Raw genomic sequence first — 18,978 nt, 5'->3', positions numbered from 1 at the left:
TAATAAGTCAATTTTTAAGTTTTATAACTTTACTTATTTTCGAAAAGAAAAAATAGACCTCATCATCTAAATAGTAAATCTAGACATTGAGGTCACTACAAATATTATTTATTATATAAGACTAAATTCTTGTTAATTGTATTCATCTTCAATATCGCCGACGATTTCTTCCAGAATATTTTCTAAGGTAATAATGCCTTGGAACTCAGAATCACTATAAACTGCAGCGATATGAACTTTTTCTTTCTTCATTATTTCTAATATATGTTTCAATGGTGTTCCGATCTCAGTATTAATAATTGGATTAATAAAATGTTCTAAGTCGGTAGGTTGTTCCACGTTAAACAATGATTTGGAATGAATAAATCCTATAATCTCATTATTTTTCGTGACAGGATATCTTGTATAAGCATTTCTTTTTATTTTTTGAATTGCCTCTTCGAAATGATCACTTATATCAAGCGTTTTGACATATTGTCGTTCAATCATTACATCTTTGGCAACTAAATTATCAAATTTGAAAGCTTGATTAATATGGTGAAGTTCACTTTCATTAATCTCGCCACCTTCGTGACTATCATAAATTAATTGCTTCAATTCTTCTTCAGTGTGAAAGACTTCGCTCTCTTTCGCAGGTTTCATGTTAAACATCTTTAAGATAATGCGTGCAGCTCCATTTAAAATATAAATAAACGGATACATGATCTTATAGAAAAAGATAATTGGTTTGGCAAAGGCTAATGTGATAGCTTCCGCCTTTTGTATTGCGACTGTCTTAGGTGCCATCTCTCCGACGACAACATGTAAAAATGTCGCAATTACAAATGCACCACCAATGGTAAACGGATGTATCCAAGACTCCGGAATACCCACGCTACTGAATAGTGGATGTAACATAAATTCAAATGTTGATTCACCAACCATACCAATACCTAAAGCGGTGATGGTAATACCTAATTGACAAGCTGCTAAATATTCATCTAAATGTTCAATAACTTTCTTAGCCGCTATAGCTTTGTTGTCTCCAGACTTTGACAACTGCTCAATCCTGGTCGATCTAACTTTAACAATCGCAAATTCCGTTGCTACGAAAAATGCCGTTAGGACTAATAATAAAATAAAAGTAATAAGACTAAATGTGGTCCCCAAATATTTTCCTCCAAAAATTAAAATATAGTAGATATACTACTATACTAATTATATCTTTTTTATAAAATTATTCAAAAGATTTAAATTATTATATTGGTAACAAATAGTGTCTAATTAATCGGAAAAATAGAGACTTCATTTTTAATATTATTTTTATTTTTTATTGCTCATTGTATCTTGATTTAGACTTACCCCATGGTGGTCTGTCTCAAATAATTGTAATTCATACATGTGATTACCTTCAGGAAGATGCTTTTCAAACTCATCCCACATCCACATCGCGATATTCTCAGCTGTCGTATTCATGTCAGGTAATGTTTCATTTATAAGTTGATTATCTACTTTAGGTTTAATAAATTCATTATAAATTGCATCTACTTCATTAAAATCTAAACCCAAACCAAAATCCCCAATAGGAGATAAAACATCTACATATAAACGGTATAAGTGATCATGTAGGTCTTGATGTGCTGTTTCACTGAAATAAATACGGTTATCACATTTAAATTCATAACTTTGTTTAAGTACCGTTTGGCTTTCTTTATATCTAAAATGATTCGGTGGTTGAATATGACTTAAATCTCGTTTCATACTAATTCCTCTCTTTCAATTTTACTGAAATGCACTTAAATCCTTTTTCCACAATTTATCCACAGTATCATTAGTCATTTCGCCTTTGTTAAATTTCGCTAAATGATTATCATAATTATCAATTTTATATTTTAATAACTGACGCGCCTTATGGATAGTGGCTAATTTCTCATCTAACTCACTTAACTGTTGATTTAATAAATCTTTTTGTCGTTGTTGAATGTCTTTATTAGTAGGTAATTGTCCTAATTTACAAAATTCAATAAGCAATTCAATCGTTACGCCCGCTTGACGCAAATTTTTCGCTAAATATATCCAATTTAAATCATTTGTTCTATAATCACGATAGCCATTTTTATTACGTCCTACTGGTGGAATCGCGCCGACTTTCTCATAATATCTCAGCGTATCTTGAGAAACGCCCATCAGTTCTACAACTTCTTTCGTATTCATACTATAACCACTCCTTTTATAGTTTATGTTATACCACGGAGTTCACTTTAGGGCTAAAATTTTTAATTTTTAAAATTAATGCTTGCTATGGAGTTCACTCCACCCTTTAAAATATCATTATTCTATTTAAAGGAAGTGTCCTTATGTCTAAACAGACAAACCGTGTCATCCTCTTTATCATTCTATTTAGTTATTTTCTAATATTAATGGATAATTCAATCATATTTACGAGTACCGTGAAAATTGCTCAAAGTCTTCATATGGATAAAGCTTCTTTATCATGGGTTTCTAATGCTTATACCATCACATTCGGTGGCTTTCTCCTTCTTGCCGGACGATTGGGCGATTTATTCGGACGTAAACGCATATTTATAGGCGGATTAATTATTTTTGGTCTATCTAGCTTATGTATAGGACTCGCCCAAACTAGCGTACAAATGATTACATTTAGAGCTATCCAAGGTATTGGATCGGCTGTGATCGCACCAACTTCATTAGCACTTTTAATGGATCATTTTGAAGGAAAGGCTCGTGCTAAGGCAATTAGTTACTATGGTGCTACTGCCGGTATCGGTTCAAGTATCGGCTTACTTCTAGGTGGCTGGTTGACTAGCTTCATCAGTTGGCGTTCAGGCTTTCTTATCAATGTTCCATTTACAATTATTTTAATTGGCTTAACTATTATTTATATTAAACCTACCATTATTCACCGTGTTAAAGTCGATTTTATGGGTGCCTTTCTGTCAGTTATTGCCACAATGACGCTCGTTTATGGTATGACAAATAAATCTTTCATCGCCGTACTCATCGGTTTAATTTTATTAGTCATCTTTATTGTAATTGAACGTAAATCAGCGTTTGCCTTAATACCTATGTCACTTTTCAAGAATAAAGTACGTACAGGTGCCTATATCGGCCGCTTTATCTTTATGATGACGATGCTTTCTTATTGGTTCATCCTGCCACAAATCATGCAACATCTCTATCATTTTACGCCGTTGCAAGCAGGTATGGCATTCTTACCTTTAACTATAATTAATTTTATAGGGGCGCTTTATTTACCTCGTTTAACTGAACAGTTGGGCGACACACGCGTACTCATGCTAGGACAAATCATACTGACATTCGGACTGATTATCACTGCCATACTTAATCCTCTTCACGGTTACTGGTTAGCGATAGGTTTGCCTATGATTCTAGTAGGCTTAGGACAAGGATGGTTACTTGCGCCACTTACAAGCGCAGGTATTCATCAAGTAGATGCTAGTCTTTCTGGAGCAGCAAGCGGCATGACAAATACCATGCACCAACTTGGTGGACCTATTGGCTTATCTATTATCGTCTTTTTCACTTCCCATATTGTTAATATAATCAACTACTACCATATTGTGATGTGGTTAATTGTTGTTTATATGTTGATTGGTACCATTGTATTGTGGCTCACACAACGTCCCTCAAATAATATATAAAGCACAAAGACGCCTACTAGCTATGATTTTGAGCTAGTAAGCGTCTTTTGTATTATTAATTCCAGAATGTTTTAATCATTTCGGCATCTTGTCGCCCTTGTTCTTGAGCTACTTTGAAAATGTCTGGACGAATGGCAGGATTAACGGTATTGCCACCAAGTTCTTGTAATTTATTAAATACCTCTTCACTTGGCGTAATTAATTTAACCTCAGAACCATTTTGTTCTAATTCTTTAATGGCATCCTCAAGTGTATAAGGCGTTGCTACTGGAAGATTTGTCGCAAAGATTAATACTTTTTTTGCACCTTTTGCTAAGTCAGCATTTTCCATAGAATGACAACCACCATCGAAGTGTTTCTCTCCATCAATTGTAGTCGCTGGCCAAACACCTGGGAGTGAACCACTTGAAGCCATGGCTCTATGAATATCAACATGTGATTCTGATGTCAATGCTACGCGTTGCGCTTTATTGGCATTCACTGCAGTAATCATCATATTAGACGGCCATTCTGTTACCTTAATTCTATTTTTTAAACGATTAATATGCACACTTTCATTAAATTTATGATCTTCTAAAGCGTAAACACTATAGTTCTCTATCCACTCTTGTGGTGTGGAAGCACTTTTCTCAATTTCGTTATAACGCGCAAAGATCTCAGACATATCATTAACAGGAGGTTCTTCATTAGATTTAGGCGCAATTTGCTGGTCATAAATCTCGTCCCAACTATGATCAGATGTTAAGCTAGTGCCTGCTTGAGCACCACCTGACGTACCGATAACTAAATCTGCGTGTCGCACATCAACTCCAGCTTCAGACAGCGCTGAAAGATAACCTAATTCCCAGCCAATAGCGAGTGATCCTCCCCCGCCTAATACAATTGCATGTTCAAAATTGTCTTTTTGAGTATTCATATTTATTACTCCCTTATTTTATTCATTTTGTAATAATGATTATTATGAATATACGGCGTTTCGTTGCGAAATACAAATAAAAAAACAGCATCCTTATTAAAATAGATACTGTTTTTCATTTCTTATTTATCTATATATTCGTCCGATTTGTCTATATATTTGTCAGCATGTTCAAGGCCAAATGATTCATCTTTAGCTCTTTCTTTTTTATATTCTTCGTCTGACAATTTTTGGATGTCTTCTACTGAATAACTTACTGCTTTTGCAAACTTTCTTACATCCTCTTCACTATCAGCTTCGACAAAGACTGTTAAGACTTTACTATCAATGTCTTTATAATGTTGATATTTAAGTCTATAGATATTCATAAAAATCTCCTCCTTTAAGATATGCCCTATCATTTTTAACTATTTAAAACTTTCATGAATAATCTGAACAGTAGCATTATCCCCTGTTTTGTTCTTTTTCAAACTTAAAATCAATCCACGTATAGAATTTATTTATGAAAATGCACTATATTTTATACTTTTTCAGCGTCAAATCTATAACTACAAATAATGAATATTAAACCTAAAGTAAGTAAGACAATCGCAAAGCTAAGTGCCAAATTATAGTTACCTGAATCGCCAATTAGCACGCCTGAAATAATTGGCGCTAACATTTGACCAACACTGTAGATGACAGTAAGTAATGATACGAAATTGATTTTACTATTCGTTTGAAAAGATAATGCCTGGCTTTTCGACATAAAGAGTGTCGTTAAACCTAAGAAAGTAGCACCAAATAACATAGAGGCTATGATTAAGCTAAAGGCATTATGTGTAATGATAGGTAGTCCTACACTTATAATTTGTAAAATAAAGGCACTATAGAGTGCTATTTTATAGCCTAACTTTTCAGCTAATAAAGACCAAATAAGCGTCGAAGGGATAGCGCCTAAACCTACAAACATCCAGCTAAGAGCAGCGTAATCTGCAAGGGTGGGTATCATCTTAATGATTGCCACTAAAAATGTGCCTGTGACAATATAACCAGCGCCTTCAAAGAAATAGGCAATCGCAAATAAAATAATAAAAGGACGATTGAGTGGTTGCGTCGCGCCTGTCGTCGTTGTAGAACGTTTATAATCGACAGAGGGGTTATCTTTCATCCCAAATACGACTAATAAACTAGCGACTAATGCTGCGCCTCCTAAAATAATCCATGTTGCTTTCCAAGTTTGTTCGTGTGTAAAAATGAAAATAAAAACACTACTCATACATATGCCAATTCCTACCGCACTATATAAAATGCCTGAAATACTTTGTTTATTCGCTTGTCTTAGCGCTTCTAATACGACATTCGAGGCTAGTACAAAGATTGTGCCACTTGTAATACCTGCTATGACACGAAGGATAGACCATATTGTAAAATCACTAGACACTCCCATGCCAATAATCGAAATAATGTTAAAAACAAGATATATTTTTAAATCCACAACTTTAGATTTAAAAATGAAAAACATAGGAATAACGGCACCTACGAGATAGCCTAAATAGTTTAACGTTGCAAGTAACCCCGCATTTTGATTGGTCATTCCAGTGTCTTGTTGCATGAAAGGTAATATCGGTGTATAAGCAAAACGACTAATCGCCATTACTATAAGTAAGCAAAGCATACCTAGAAATAGCTGTTTATATGCATTTTGTTGATTCATAAAAAAACTCCCTATATGTATATTACTTCTTAAGTATATACTTTATAGGGAGTTTTTACTCTACTCTATATTTGAACTCATTGTAATTGTTTTACCTTCAAACGAATTAAGCACATATTGGTCATGTGAAATAATGATAAGTTGTGTTTCTTTTAATGTTTTGAGCATTTGGAGGATGCTTTCTTCATTAATTACATCTAAGTTCGTTGTGGCTTCATCTAATATTAATATTTGTGGTTCTATCATCAATGCTTTAGCAATCCATACGCGTTGAAATTGGCCCCCACTCAATGTATCGATACGCTGATTTAAGATTTCTGAGGGTAATGCACAGCGCTCCAGTATTGCTTCAATTCTCTCTGAGTACGTTTCTTTTTGAAAATGATAATTCTTCAACGGCTCGGTTAAGATATAGCGCACGGTTTTACGTCCATTTAATGTGTCACGTTGATATTGGGGTACATATTGAATTACTTTCATCCATTCTTTAATAGTATAATCTTTGCGAGGTTTATGATTGAGATACAGTTGGCCACTATAGTCTGTGTCTAACCCCGCTAGGATCTTGGCTAACGTAGATTTACCACTTCCACTTTCTCCACTAATTAGTAAATGATGTTGTTTCATCTCAAAACTAATATTTTTGAAAATGATTTTTCCACCAAGATGTTTGGTCACATTATTAATTTCTAGCATAATCTCTTCTCCTATGTGCTATCTCAATTAACTTTTGCGTATAAAGTTCAGTTGGGTTATCTAGAATTGATTTCGCGTCGCCACTTTCAATCACACGACCATTTTTCATAATGCTCATATGTGTCGCATAGTTTCTAACTAAATTAATATCGTGTGTAATAAAAATAATCGTCATACCATAACGTTGTCGTGCTTCAATCAAATATGACATCAACCGTTCAACGTTATCCGTATCTAATGCACTCGTTGATTCATCTAAAAATAAGACAGCCGGACGTCTTATTAATGACATTATGAAAGCAATACGTTGCGCCATGCCACCACTCATTTCAAAAGGATAACGTTTAAGCAACTTTTCTCCTTCATTCAAACCAAGCAAGCGTATTTGCTCTATTACCCAGTCAGTTCGTTCCGTGGAAGACAGTTTCGACTTTGTGGCCTCAAACAAATATTGAAAATGTTTACCTATCGTGACGTTTTGAAACATATTGCTGTACACATCTTGGAAGACGGCATCCGTCTTATTTAAATCGATATCAAGCGAACCTTGATATCGCAAATTATCTCGTTTCATGCCAAGAATGGTTCTAGTCAATAATGATTTACCACTTCCACTTTCTCCAATAATGCAATGAAAGTCTCCTTTGTTCACTTTTAAAGAAACCGAATCAATCAAGGTACGCTCGTTATCAAACACACTTAATCGTTCTACGTTTACTATCGGGTTATCTTTTTGTTGATGATTTGGAATAATAAAGCATAACCTCCTAACAATAATCCAGGGAAGAAGAATAACCATGGCGCGCCATTGAAATAACTCTTACCATCAAATAAAATCGTCCCTAATTCTGGTGTAGGTGGCTTAATTCCTAAGCCGAGAAAAGCCAGACCTGAAATACTAAGCATAATCTTGCCAAAATCTGCAGTGATTAAAGCAAAGATGTTACTACATAAATGCGGTATTACATGCGTGACCGTTGTTTTCACTTTCGAATTTCCGCTTAATACGGCATATTGAATAAAAGGTTGTTTCCGAATATCACGCATCAAATTTCTAAAGTAACGCAAGTAGCGTCCCATCCATCCTAATGTCAGCGCAAGAATCATACCTATCATTGAATTGCTAACTAGACTTAAGACAACGAGAGCGATAATAAACGAAGGTATCGCCAACAACATATCTGCCATAAACATCACGATTTGATCTAGCCACTTTCGTTCAATACCTGCAATTAGACCAAGCGCCAAGCCAATCCCAACACTTAATATAATGACAATTGCAGTCAAACTAAGCGTTACCAAACTTCCCACACATAACCTAACAAGGAAATCTCTTCCTAATTGATCTGTACCTAATAAATGTTGCAAACCTGGAGATGTCAAAGGCGAAAACTGATGATTACTACGCATGACGCTATAAATAATTAATGCTATAAAGACACTAACGGTCAGAGTCACTATGACATATTGTTTACTGTGTCTCTTCATGTCAAACCTCTTTTCTCATCTTCAAGTTGTTTATGCGTACCATGTCGTAATCTCGGTTCATTTTTCAAAATAATTAAGTCTCCCACATAATTAATAAGCATGATCATGACAATAATAATGACGACAATTCCTTGAATAAGTGGATAATCTCTCTGATTAATCGCATTAATGAGTAACTTTCCTATACCTGACATACTGAAGATGACTTCCAGAATGACTGCTTTTCCAATTAAATGAATAACGCTATTCACAGAAATAGTCATAAGAGGCGCAAAAATTTCTTTAATTTGTACGACAATACGCGCTTTTAACGGCAAGCAACGTAATAAAGCCAGTTGATATGCATCACTATCTAGCGTCTTTTCAATAAGATGTGCCGTCATTAATAAGATATGACAGCCTTCAATCATGACAATAGCAATTATCGGTAATATAAAATGTTGCCAAGAATCACTGCCAACAAATGGTAGAAGTTGCCAACGTACGCCTAAATAATAGATGAGTAATATCGCTAGCCAATATTCAGGCATAGACGTCATCACTTGCGCAAAGCCTCGAATAATATAGCTATAACGTGTTTGTGGTCGTGTGCCAACGACATAGCCAATAATATATCCAATAGGTAACATGAGACATGTAGAGATAATCATCAACGTAAGTGTTGGCATCATTGCATCTATTATCATTGAAGTGACAGGCTCATTCGTACTAAAGCTATATCCTAAATTTCCCGTAAAAGCATGACCTACCCAATCGATATATCTAAGAAATAAATTTCGTCCTAAACCTAACTTATGTTGGGCTAAATCAATATTTTCTTGCGTGATTGAGCTGTAACCGTGACGTTGTAGATAAAGGATTGCTGGATTGCCAGATGTCTTTTCAACTAAGACAAAGATAATAAATGAACTCACTATTAAATAGAGTAATAATTTAAATGTGCGTTTTAGCATGATTATTCTTTAACTTTCAATGCTTTATAGTCGATTGGCGCATCCGTTAATCCTGAGAATTTAAATGCTTTCACTTTATCACTTACTACAAACGTTTCATTTGGATAAGCGATTGGCACACCATAATATTGTTTATTAAAGTGCTTAAAGATGTCATCAAAGGCGTGTTGTTGGTCTTCTTTCGATACATTTGATGGATAGTCATCTAATTGTTTTGTAAGCGTGTCATCATTAGCTAAGACACCAGGCTTACCGCCATTATTTTTAAATACTGATCCCATAAAGTTATATGGCATTAACGCATCTGAATACGTTCTATAGAAAATGAGGTCATAGTCTTTTTTAGTCCACAATGTGTCGTAATAAGATTGTGAATCTAATGTTTTAATGTTCACTTTAATTCCTGCTTGTTTCATATCACGTTGTATTTGTTCTGCCTTATCTTTCCAACTTGGAAATTCTGCCGTTTGAATCACTAAATTGAATGATAATGGTTTACCATCTTTTTCAAAACTACCATCTTTATTTTTGTTGTAACCTTCAGTTTTTAGCAGTTTCTCAGCAGCGGGAATATCAAATACATGGGGTTGTTGATTATCTTTATTGACGTATTGTACATTTTTTTGAAATAGTCCATCAACGGATCTTCCAGCAATATCTTTCGCATTGATACTCTTACTTATCGCTTCGCGAATCACTTTATTGCTCAATGTTTTATTATTCGGATTAAACGCCATGAAATGACTTACGGTACTTGGTCTATCCTCAAGCGTTAATTTATCGTTCTTCTTATCTTGCTTCAGTTGTTGATCCGATAACATACCTAGTGATCCACCGGATATATCTACTGAGCCACTTTGAACAGCAGCGTTTCTAGAATCACCATCTTCAATCGTTTGGAAAGCTAGATTGTATTTCACTGGATGTTGATTATCGAAATATTTATTAGGCTTCATTGTTGTCTTTTCTTTACCTGTTTTATCCACTACGAACGCACCAGTACCAATCGCTTTCTTGAATTTACCTGTCACTTTCTCACCTTCTACAGAATGAGGACTCATAATGCGTAAAGGTCTGACTTGCGTTAATTCGTTCAACACTTGATTTGACGGAGATTTCAATTTAATTTGGACGACATGATCATTTTTCACGACAACTTTATCTAATTTCTTTAACGTTTCTACCGTCGTATCCTTATTCATTGCTTTTGCGCGCTCAATTGAGAATTTCACCGCTTTAGCGTCTAACTTTGAGCCATCCGAGAATTTAACATTATCTTTCAAATGAAATTCGTACACTTTACCAGAGTCATCAACGCTCCATTTATCTGCTAAGCCTACTTTAATGCCTTTGTCCTTATCATATTTCACTAACGCATCATATACTGCACTGTATACAGGCATTGCCGCATCATAACCTTGTGCATCAAGCTTGTCTGCCTTTGCCTCAGTCGGTAAAGATACAGTGATATTCTTACTATCTTTATGGTCGTTCCCACATCCCGCTAGTAAGAGCGCTGCACTGGTAGCCATCGTCATTAATAGTCTCTTTCTCATTCCACAGTACCTTCTTTCAATCTTGCTTTTATTAAAAATGACTCTTCACACAGCGTGCGTAAATAATCATTAGGTGTTAAATAAAAGTCACTATAATGCGTTAAATCTATGACGTCAGGAACTGGTTCTTTCATAACTGCCACTTCAAATCCAGCATCAACAAAGCTATCAACAATATGCTTTAACGAGTGATTCTGAGAAGGTGTCGCGCCATATTTATTAATCGTGTCATCCATAAATTGGCGACTCGGATTATGCGTTAAATCTGCAAACGTTGCATAATAAACGCCACCCGGTTTTAACACTTCTTTTAAATCTTGCGCATGTTGCGGCAGATCGTCGATTAAATATAATACTGATGTACTGACTGCCGTATCATATGTACGTTTTGTATCTTGTGGTTTATCCGTTAAAAAATAGTTAAGTGGACGTTGTCCTTTTAATGCGCCTGCCTTTTCCAAAGATAAACGGGCTAAGTCAATCCCTACACCTGATTTGAATTGAACGTTGTCGTATAACTGTCGTAAAAATCCTCCTTGATTACATCCCACATCTAAAATCGTTTTACCTTCAACATCTGAAGGATCAAGTAGTTGAATCGTTCTATCCCATGCTTCTTGGTGATCGCGGGCCATGTCATCGTCCGTTTCTTCTCCCTTGTGCCACCAAACCTCATAACTCTTAGTCATCAAATTCTCCTCGCTATCATTAAATCGAAATAATTACGATTTATATAGTACTATAATATTTTAATTTGTACAACAAAGATTTTCGCGGTAACTTCGTAATTACATAAAAAATAAGCCATGCTTAGCTCATATTAAATGAGTTAAACATAGCTTATAATTTTTAAATTATTGAACTTGTTTGCGACGTCCAGAACGCGCTTTATAAACGATAAATCCTATAATAAATCCGATAATTGCCGGAACAATCCATCCCATCCCAATCGTAAAGAATGGTAAATATTTTTGAGCAAAACCGATTAACGCTTGCGCAAATGATGTCTTCGCAAACAATTCAGGACTGGCATTCACACCATCAAAGAACGCGGCGAACATTGTAAAGAACGTCGTAAATTTATAAACAATCGTTGAATGATTGAATAATGGGCTTGCCAATGTTAACAAGATTAACGTAATCGCTAAAGGATAGATGAACATCAACACTGGTGTTGAGTACATAATAATTTTCGTTAATCCCACGTTAGCGAAGATACATGCTAACACTGCCACACCTGTCGCTAACCATAGATAGTTCATTGTCGGGAAGAGTTCTGTAAATGTTTCTGAAAATGCAGTAATCAACCCAATTGCCGTTTTTAAACATGCCACGACGATGATTAATGACAAGACGATAATGCCATAATCGCCAAGGTAGTATTGTGCGATTTGTGCAAGTGCGATACCACCATTTTCACTGACTTTAAAACGCCCTAAACTCATCGTACCCATAATCGCTAATAACGTATAAATCACGCCCATCGCAATAATACTAATGGCACCAGATTTGAACGTTTCTTTCGCAATACTATTAGGATTGGTGATACCTAATTTCTTAATTGTGGTTACGATAATGATTCCGAAAGCAAGTGACGCTAAGGCATCAAGCGTGTTATAACCATCGATAAAGCCTTTAAGTAATACGCTATTGCTATAATTCGCACTTACTGGCGCATGGCTAATACCACCCATCGGACGAATAAATGCTAATAAGACTACAACACCTAACAGAATTAAGAATACTGGATTTAAAAATTTGCCTATATAATCAAGTATTTTTGAAGGTCTTCTCGCAAAGAACCATGCAATTAAGAAGAACAAAATACTAAAAATTGGCAGCAAAATCTTACCTGTACTAGGTGAAACAAATGGAGAAAATGCAATTTCGTAAGATGTTGTCGCAAGCCTCGGCAAGGCGAAAAATGGTCCTATTACAAGGTATAATGCGATAGTAAATAGGTAACCATAAATTTTACTTACTCTTGAAGAAATTTCAAAGACACCATTCGTTTTAGAAATGCCAATCGCTACAATCCCTAAGAACGGTAACCCAATTGCTGTAATTAAAAAGCCAAGATTGGCGAGTAACACATTAGATCCTGCTGTTTGACCGAGATGAATTGGAAAGATTAAGTTCCCAGCACCAAAGAATAGACCAAACAACATCGATCCAATGAAAATATTATCTTTAAGTGAAAGTTTGTGTTTCGTCATATGTCTGTTGCTCCTATTTCTAATTTACTTGCTATTATACAAAATTTTGAACCTTATTTGTTCGAAATATTCAATTAATTTAAAAAATTTTCTAATTTAATGTTTCTGTACATAGTTTATGAGAATAATAAAACCTGAGACGCCTTAAATTTGTCCCAGGTTTTCACAATTATCTAATTATACTCATATATCATCTTAAGCTTGTCTAATTTGCCAGTGATATGGATCTTCTAACTGGCTCCAATCACTGCCAATTTCTTCGCTGTTAACTAAACATTGGTCTAACTCATTTTCAATCTTTTCTTGATTTAAATCTGTGCCAATAATAACAAATTGTGTATTTCTATCGCCATATTCTATATCCCAACTATCTGCTACATCGGGACGTTGTTGAAAGATATGTTCACGATGTTCGGGTGACATTGCTGCTACCCAATATGTTACTGGATGTATATTACATGATGAGCCTGCCTGTGAAAGCAAACATGCCACTTGGTTATACTGTGCAAGCCATACAATACCTTTAGAACGTACGATATTATCGGGCATTTGTTCTAACCAATCATTAAAACGTTTCGCGTGAAACGGTAATCGTCTTGAGTAAACAAATGAACTGATACCGTACTCTTCAGTTTCAGGTGTATGCTCAGCATGTCCGCCCTCAGTCAATTCCTTAATCCAACCTGCAGAATTGCTTGCTTTCTCAAAATCAAAACGCCCTGTATTTAATACTTCCTCAATGTCCACTTCAGCATTTATCGTTTTGATTAGTTTTGCATCAGGTTGCAATTTTTTAAGGATATTCTCTAATTTGCTCAATTCTTCTTCGGTTACTAAATCCGTCTTATTAAGCACAAGCACATCACAGAACTCTACTTGATCAATGAGTAAATCTGCAATAGAACGTTCATCTGTTTGATCTGCACCTTGATCACGGTCTACAAGTAAATCTTCGGAATTAATATCATTAATAAATCGATTGGCATCTACCACTGTTACCATCGTATCCAATTGACAAATCGATGTAAGATCAATTCCCATTTCTTCATCAATATAAGAGAATGTTTGCGCTACTGGTACAGGTTCAGATATCCCTGTAGACTCAATCACAATATAATCGATGTTACCTTTCTCTACTAGACGCTCCACTTCTTTTAATAAATCATCTCTAAGTGTACAACAAATACAGCCATTAGATAATTCAACCAACTTTTCATCCGTTCGAGACAGACCCCCACCATCTGCAACTAAATCTTTATCAATATTCACTTCGCTCATATCATTCACAATAACCGCAATACGACGGCCTTCACGATTATTTAAAATGTGGTTAAGTAACGTCGTTTTGCCTGAGCCGAGATAACCACTCAATACCGTTACAGGTATCTTACCCATAAAATCATACCTTTCTGTTTTTAAATCGTAATTATTACGTTTTATATTTTACATTTAAATTTTTAATTGTCAATCTTACTTATATTAATTCAATGTAGCAACGACAATGATTGGAATGCGATTAAACGCATCTTTTCTTGAATCATTACATACACTATTCATATTTTTATTTGCTAACTCAACTTGACACACTTTAATTTTGGTGTTTATTATGAAATAAATTAGGTTAACCTAAACTTTTATTTAGGAGGTAATTGATTGATAGAAATGAGCAATATGAATTTGCATTTAAATCACAAACATGTGCTTAAAGATATTTCTTTAAAGATTCCAATTTCTGGGGAAATTATTGGCATTATGGGGCCCAATGGTGCTGGTAAATCTTCTTTGTTGAAATGTCTAATCGGCGAATTTAACGCAACCGGCGAGATGTATTTATATGGCAAATTCATACATAAACAATTGCAATACATTACATATATTCCTCAAAAAGCACAATTAGACTTAGACTTTCCAATCAATGTGGAGAAAGTCATATTATCAGGTTGTTACCAAACCATTGGCTGGTTCAAACGTGTCGATCACGCATCAAAAGTGAAGTTTCAAATACTATTAAAAGACTTGGACTTAGAATCATTACAATTCAAACAAATTTCTGAGCTTAGTGGTGGTCAGTTACAACGTGTACTTGTGGCAAGAGCATTGATGTCAGATAGTAGCGTCTATCTCTTAGACGAACCGTTTGTTGGCATCGATTTTAATAGTGAGCAACTTATTATGGATAAGCTTCGTCAATTAAAAATTCAAGGCAAGCTCATTCTCATTGTGCATCATGATTTATCTAAAGCAGAACATTATTTCGATCGAATCCTTTTACTTAATCGTACCGTTAGATTCTTCGGTCCTAGTCATCAAGCGATGCAGTCACAATATTTAAATCGTACATTTCTATTTAATGTGACTTCTACTTTTGATGAAAGGAGTGGCCTACCAAATGACTGATTTCATTCAACATTTATTTGATTATCAGTTCTTAAATCGAGCATTAATGACCTCAATTATTGTAGGTGTTGTGTGTGGAACTGTTGGGAGTTTGATCATCCTTCGTGGATTATCGTTGATGGGAGATGCAATGAGTCATGCAGTTTTACCTGGTGTGGCTTTATCTTTCCTATTCAATATTCCGATGTTCATCGGGGCATTAGTAACTGGCATGATTGCAAGTTTATTAATTGGATACATTTCAAACAATAGTAAAACCAAACCTGATGCAGCAATCGGCATTAGTTTCACTGCATTTCTCGCAACGGGTGTCATCATTATTAGTCTTATCAATAGTACAACAGATTTACATCATATTTTATTCGGAAACTTACTCGCCATCACTCAACAAACGTTTTGGACAACCATCATTATTGGCGTCATCGTGATGTTACTGATTGGCATACTTTATCGACCATTAATGATTTCAACCTTTGATACCACATTTAGCCGTGTGAGTGGATTGAATACAACGATGATTCATTATTTTGTAATGCTATTACTTGCCTTAGTAACCGTCGCTAGTATTCAAACTGTCGGCATTATCTTAGTCGTTGCCTTACTTGTTACACCGGCCTCGACCGCCTTTTTAATCACAAAGAATTTATATTCGATGATGATTGTAGCAAGTTTGATAGGCGTCATAAGTTCTATCATCGGCTTATACTTTAGCTTTATTTACAATCTGCCTAGTGGTGCGACGATTGTGATTGCAACATTTAGTATTTATTTATTGGCCCTTCTCTTTTCAAAAATAAAAACAAAGTATAGAGGTGTACAAACAACATGAAAAAATTTATTCCATTACTTATTGCATTAATGCTCGTTCTAGCAGCTTGTAGTTCAAATTCTAATGAACAACACAGCAAACATCACGACAAATTGAAGGTCGTGACTACTAACTCCATTATTTATGATATGGTCAAACATATAGGTGGAGATAAGGTAGACGTTCATAGCATCGTCCCTGTAGGACAAGACCCTCATGAATATGAAGTTAAACCGAAAGATATTAAACAACTGACTGATGCAGATGTCATCTTCTACAACGGTTTCAATTTAGAATCTGGTAACGGTTGGTTTGAAAAAGCGTTAAAACAAGCAGGTAAATCTACTGATGATAAGTCAGTCTTCGCGGTGTCTAAAGGCGTGAAACCCATTTATTTAAATGGGGAAACTGGTAATAAAGATAAGATTGACCCACATGCTTGGTTGAGTTTAGATAATGGTATTCAATATGTGAAGAACATTCAAGAACAACTGATTAAAGCAGATTCATCACATAAAGCAGACTATGAGAAACAAGGTAAGACTTATCTTGCCCAATTGGAAAAGTTAAACAAGGATAGTAAAAATAAATTTAATGATATTCCGAAACAAGAACGTGCCATGATTACAAGTGAAGGTGCTTTCAAATATTTTTCAAAAGCATTCGATATTAAACCTGGCTATATTTGGGAAATCAATACTGAAAAACAAGGCACACCTTCACAAATGAAACAAGCTATAAAATTTGTTAAAGACAATCACATTAAACATTTATTAGTTGAAACAAGTGTAGACAAAAAATCTATGAATAGCTTATCTGAAGAAACTGGTAAAAGTATTTACGGAGAAGTATTTACAGATTCAATTGGAGAAAAAGGATCTAAAGGAGATTCTTATTATAAAATGATGAAACATAATATCGAGACGATTCACGGAAGCATGGAATAATCATTTATAAAATAATGAAAAAGGTTGAGACATAAAGCGTTTACGTTCTAGGAAATCCTAGACACTTTTGTCTCAACCTCTAATTGTGTATTCAATAATATGGAACTCTTTCTACATATATTCCGACTTATTAAAAATGGTATATAGTAATATCAACGCCACAATTAAATAACCAATCATCCAAAAATTAATAAGTAAGAATGAAACACTTAATACATCTGTTAGACTTTTATTTAGCATATTAAGAAAATCACTAACGGGTGGAAAAATCCATAGAATATATTTTAAAATCGGAAATGTTTGAATAAGAATTCCTCGTAACATTGAGATTAAGCATATTAACACAATGAATAACCAAATAAGTTTATTAGAAATTCTAGTTAAAGATTTAATTAACGTTGTTATAATAACGCCTAAAGCTATTATAATTATATGACTATATAGACCTACTAAGATTTCTATCAAATTAGGCATATGTTCAAATCTAAAAGTAATGATAGGATAAATAATCGCCCATAAACTTAATGGCAAAATTATGATAAAAGAGAATATTAATTTACTGGTTAAGTATGTTTTTTTAGATTTTAATTGAGTGAATAGTAATTGTTTCTCTTTTATAGAATCAACGTCTAAAATGATTACAGTTATCCAAGTTGAAATAAAAAGAAGAAGCATTGAGGTACTAGCAAAACTAGACAGTATTGGTTGCCCTGAATAAGCATATAAAATGACTACCAAGAGTAAAAAAATCACTAACGGTCCAATCCACTTATACGTTCTTATAAAGTTCTTAAAATGATAATTAATAAGTGCCATCATCATTATCCTCTCTTACCTCTTGAATAAAGTAATCTTGCTCGATTAACAAGGCAATTAATCGATTACTTTTAGCTACATTCACTTTAATTTGAACATTATTTATTGCTTGTGCTTCAAGTTCTTTTAAATTTTCACATAGATTGGAATCTAAACGTTCTCTCGTTTTAACTATCATTGATTTAGATTGAGTTTCATACTTATTCACTATAAGATGCTTAGTTTCTAAATTAAATTTATGAGTAACAAATGAATAATCCAACGCCTCTTCATGAGATGTTAGGACTACTGTTGCAGTTTGTTTTAATTCCAAGAATATTGATTTTAATTGGACTATCGCACGCTTATCAAGACCAGAAAATGGCTCATCCATAATATAAATGTCTGCTTTTCTCGCTAAGCATTGAATTAAATTCACTTTTTGTTGAGTACCTTTAGAACATTCCTTGATTCTTTTTTCCAAAAAAGACGTTAAATTAAATCGACTAATCAATTCCTCAATATTCATACTAAAATTTATTGAACTTATATCTTCAATAAATTTTAGATATTCTTTAACAGTTAAGTTAATCGTTGACGGCAAGTGATCAGGTGCATAACTTACAATACCATTTACCTTTAACTTCCCACTTGATGGTTTTAATATATGAGCTAACATTTTCAAAGTAATACTCTTTCCGGAACCATTTTTCCCCTCAATTAAAACAATAGAGTTATATGGAAATTTCATATTTATTTGTTCAATAATATGTTGATGATTGATTACTTTAGAAATATCTTGTCCTTCTATTACAAACTCTTCCATATCAATGCTCCTATGTATTAAA

The 18,978-nt window shown here is 34.4% G+C and carries 20 protein-coding genes; 4 read left to right on the top strand and 16 right to left on the bottom strand.

Annotated features, from left to right (window positions below; genetic code table 11):
• Positions 1-132: 132 nt before the first annotated feature.
• The 3 genes from MT340_RS00470 to MT340_RS00460 all read right to left on the bottom strand — a co-directional run bounded on the left by MT340_RS00470 (position 133) and on the right by MT340_RS00460 (position 2,193).
• Positions 133-1,149 (bottom strand): hemolysin family protein, encoded by a 1,017-nt coding sequence (locus MT340_RS00470; protein ID WP_243588298.1) that lies wholly within the window; start codon positions 1,147-1,149, stop codon positions 133-135.
• Positions 1,150-1,302: 153 nt separating this feature from the next.
• Positions 1,303-1,740 carry a 6-pyruvoyl trahydropterin synthase family protein gene (locus MT340_RS00465; protein ID WP_243588297.1) on the bottom strand — a complete coding sequence of 146 codons (438 nt, stop codon included), beginning with the start codon at positions 1,738-1,740 and terminating at the stop codon, positions 1,303-1,305.
• Between the two features lie 21 nt (positions 1,741-1,761).
• On the bottom strand, positions 1,762-2,193 hold the full coding sequence (locus MT340_RS00460; RefSeq protein WP_243588296.1) for a MerR family transcriptional regulator: 432 nt from the start codon (positions 2,191-2,193) through the stop codon (positions 1,762-1,764).
• Positions 2,194-2,336: 143 nt separating this feature from the next.
• On the opposite strand from MT340_RS00460, the gene MT340_RS00455 reads away from it, so the two are divergent.
• Positions 2,337-3,662, top strand: coding sequence for an MFS transporter (locus MT340_RS00455; protein WP_243588295.1), 1,326 nt, complete (start codon positions 2,337-2,339; stop codon positions 3,660-3,662).
• Between the two features lie 55 nt (positions 3,663-3,717).
• Here the strand turns inward: MT340_RS00455 and MT340_RS00450 are convergent, their stop codons facing one another.
• From MT340_RS00450 to MT340_RS00400, 11 genes are all read right to left on the bottom strand, one after another.
• On the bottom strand, positions 3,718-4,578 hold the full coding sequence (locus MT340_RS00450; RefSeq protein ID WP_243588294.1) for a patatin-like phospholipase family protein: 861 nt from the start codon (positions 4,576-4,578) through the stop codon (positions 3,718-3,720).
• A gap of 122 nt (positions 4,579-4,700) precedes the next feature.
• On the bottom strand, positions 4,701-4,946 hold the full coding sequence (locus MT340_RS00445) for a hypothetical protein (protein WP_243588293.1): 246 nt from the start codon (positions 4,944-4,946) through the stop codon (positions 4,701-4,703).
• A gap of 152 nt (positions 4,947-5,098) precedes the next feature.
• Positions 5,099-6,274 (bottom strand): YbfB/YjiJ family MFS transporter, encoded by a 1,176-nt coding sequence (locus tag MT340_RS00440; protein ID WP_243603464.1) that lies wholly within the window; start codon positions 6,272-6,274, stop codon positions 5,099-5,101.
• 60 nt (positions 6,275-6,334) lie between these two features.
• Positions 6,335-6,970, bottom strand: coding sequence for an ABC transporter ATP-binding protein (locus tag MT340_RS00435; RefSeq protein ID WP_243588292.1), 636 nt, complete (start codon positions 6,968-6,970; stop codon positions 6,335-6,337).
• Positions 6,957-7,721 carry an ATP-binding cassette domain-containing protein gene (locus MT340_RS00430; protein WP_243590204.1) on the bottom strand — a complete coding sequence of 255 codons (765 nt, stop codon included), beginning with the start codon at positions 7,719-7,721 and terminating at the stop codon, positions 6,957-6,959. Before MT340_RS00430 ends, MT340_RS00435 begins: the two co-directional genes overlap by 14 nt.
• A complete protein-coding gene (locus tag MT340_RS00425; RefSeq protein ID WP_243588291.1) occupies positions 7,688-8,458 on the bottom strand; it encodes an ABC transporter permease in 771 nt (256 codons plus the stop codon). The genes MT340_RS00430 and MT340_RS00425 overlap by 34 nt, the downstream gene beginning before the upstream one ends.
• Positions 8,455-9,411 carry an ABC transporter permease gene (locus MT340_RS00420; protein ID WP_243588290.1) on the bottom strand — a complete coding sequence of 319 codons (957 nt, stop codon included), beginning with the start codon at positions 9,409-9,411 and terminating at the stop codon, positions 8,455-8,457. Before MT340_RS00420 ends, MT340_RS00425 begins: the two co-directional genes overlap by 4 nt.
• A 2-nt stretch (positions 9,412-9,413) precedes the next feature.
• A complete protein-coding gene (locus MT340_RS00415) occupies positions 9,414-10,967 on the bottom strand; it encodes an ABC transporter substrate-binding protein (protein ID WP_243603463.1) in 1,554 nt (517 codons plus the stop codon).
• Positions 10,964-11,656, bottom strand: a complete 693-nt coding sequence (locus MT340_RS00410) for a class I SAM-dependent methyltransferase (RefSeq protein ID WP_243588288.1) — start codon at positions 11,654-11,656, stop codon at positions 10,964-10,966. Before MT340_RS00410 ends, MT340_RS00415 begins: the two co-directional genes overlap by 4 nt.
• 165 nt (positions 11,657-11,821) lie before the next feature.
• On the bottom strand, positions 11,822-13,183 hold the full coding sequence (gene brnQ / locus MT340_RS00405) for a branched-chain amino acid transport system II carrier protein (protein ID WP_243603462.1): 1,362 nt from the start codon (positions 13,181-13,183) through the stop codon (positions 11,822-11,824).
• 195 nt (positions 13,184-13,378) lie between these two features.
• Entirely contained in the window at positions 13,379-14,578 is a 1,200-nt protein-coding gene (locus tag MT340_RS00400; protein WP_243588287.1) for a GTP-binding protein, read from the bottom strand.
• Positions 14,579-14,836: 258 nt separating this feature from the next.
• On the opposite strand from MT340_RS00400, the gene MT340_RS00395 reads away from it, so the two are divergent.
• The 3 genes from MT340_RS00395 to mntC are packed head-to-tail and all read left to right on the top strand — an operon-like array spanning position 14,837 to position 17,335.
• Positions 14,837-15,580 carry a metal ABC transporter ATP-binding protein gene (locus tag MT340_RS00395; RefSeq protein WP_243588286.1) on the top strand — a complete coding sequence of 248 codons (744 nt, stop codon included), beginning with the start codon at positions 14,837-14,839 and terminating at the stop codon, positions 15,578-15,580.
• The gene (locus MT340_RS00390) at positions 15,573-16,409 is read left to right on the top strand and encodes a metal ABC transporter permease (protein ID WP_243588285.1); all 837 of its coding nucleotides are present in this window, start codon (positions 15,573-15,575) and stop codon (positions 16,407-16,409) included. Before MT340_RS00395 ends, MT340_RS00390 begins: the two co-directional genes overlap by 8 nt.
• A complete protein-coding gene (gene mntC / locus MT340_RS00385; RefSeq protein ID WP_243603461.1) occupies positions 16,406-17,335 on the top strand; it encodes a manganese ABC transporter substrate-binding lipoprotein MntC in 930 nt (309 codons plus the stop codon). The genes MT340_RS00390 and mntC overlap by 4 nt, the downstream gene beginning before the upstream one ends.
• 111 nt (positions 17,336-17,446) lie before the next feature.
• On the opposite strand, the gene MT340_RS00380 is transcribed toward mntC, so the two are convergent.
• Complete coding sequence (locus MT340_RS00380; RefSeq protein ID WP_243603460.1) at positions 17,447-18,151, bottom strand: hypothetical protein; 705 nt, start codon at positions 18,149-18,151, stop codon at positions 17,447-17,449.
• Positions 18,138-18,956, bottom strand: coding sequence for an ATP-binding cassette domain-containing protein (locus tag MT340_RS00375; protein WP_243588283.1), 819 nt, complete (start codon positions 18,954-18,956; stop codon positions 18,138-18,140). Before MT340_RS00375 ends, MT340_RS00380 begins: the two co-directional genes overlap by 14 nt.
• Positions 18,957-18,978 lie beyond the last annotated feature (22 nt).

The organism is Staphylococcus sp. NRL 16/872 (assembly GCF_022815905.2).
GTDB lineage: Bacteria > Bacillota > Bacilli > Staphylococcales > Staphylococcaceae > Staphylococcus.
Note: the sequence above shows the minus strand (reverse complement) of the source record. Positions and strands in the feature narration are given on the sequence as shown.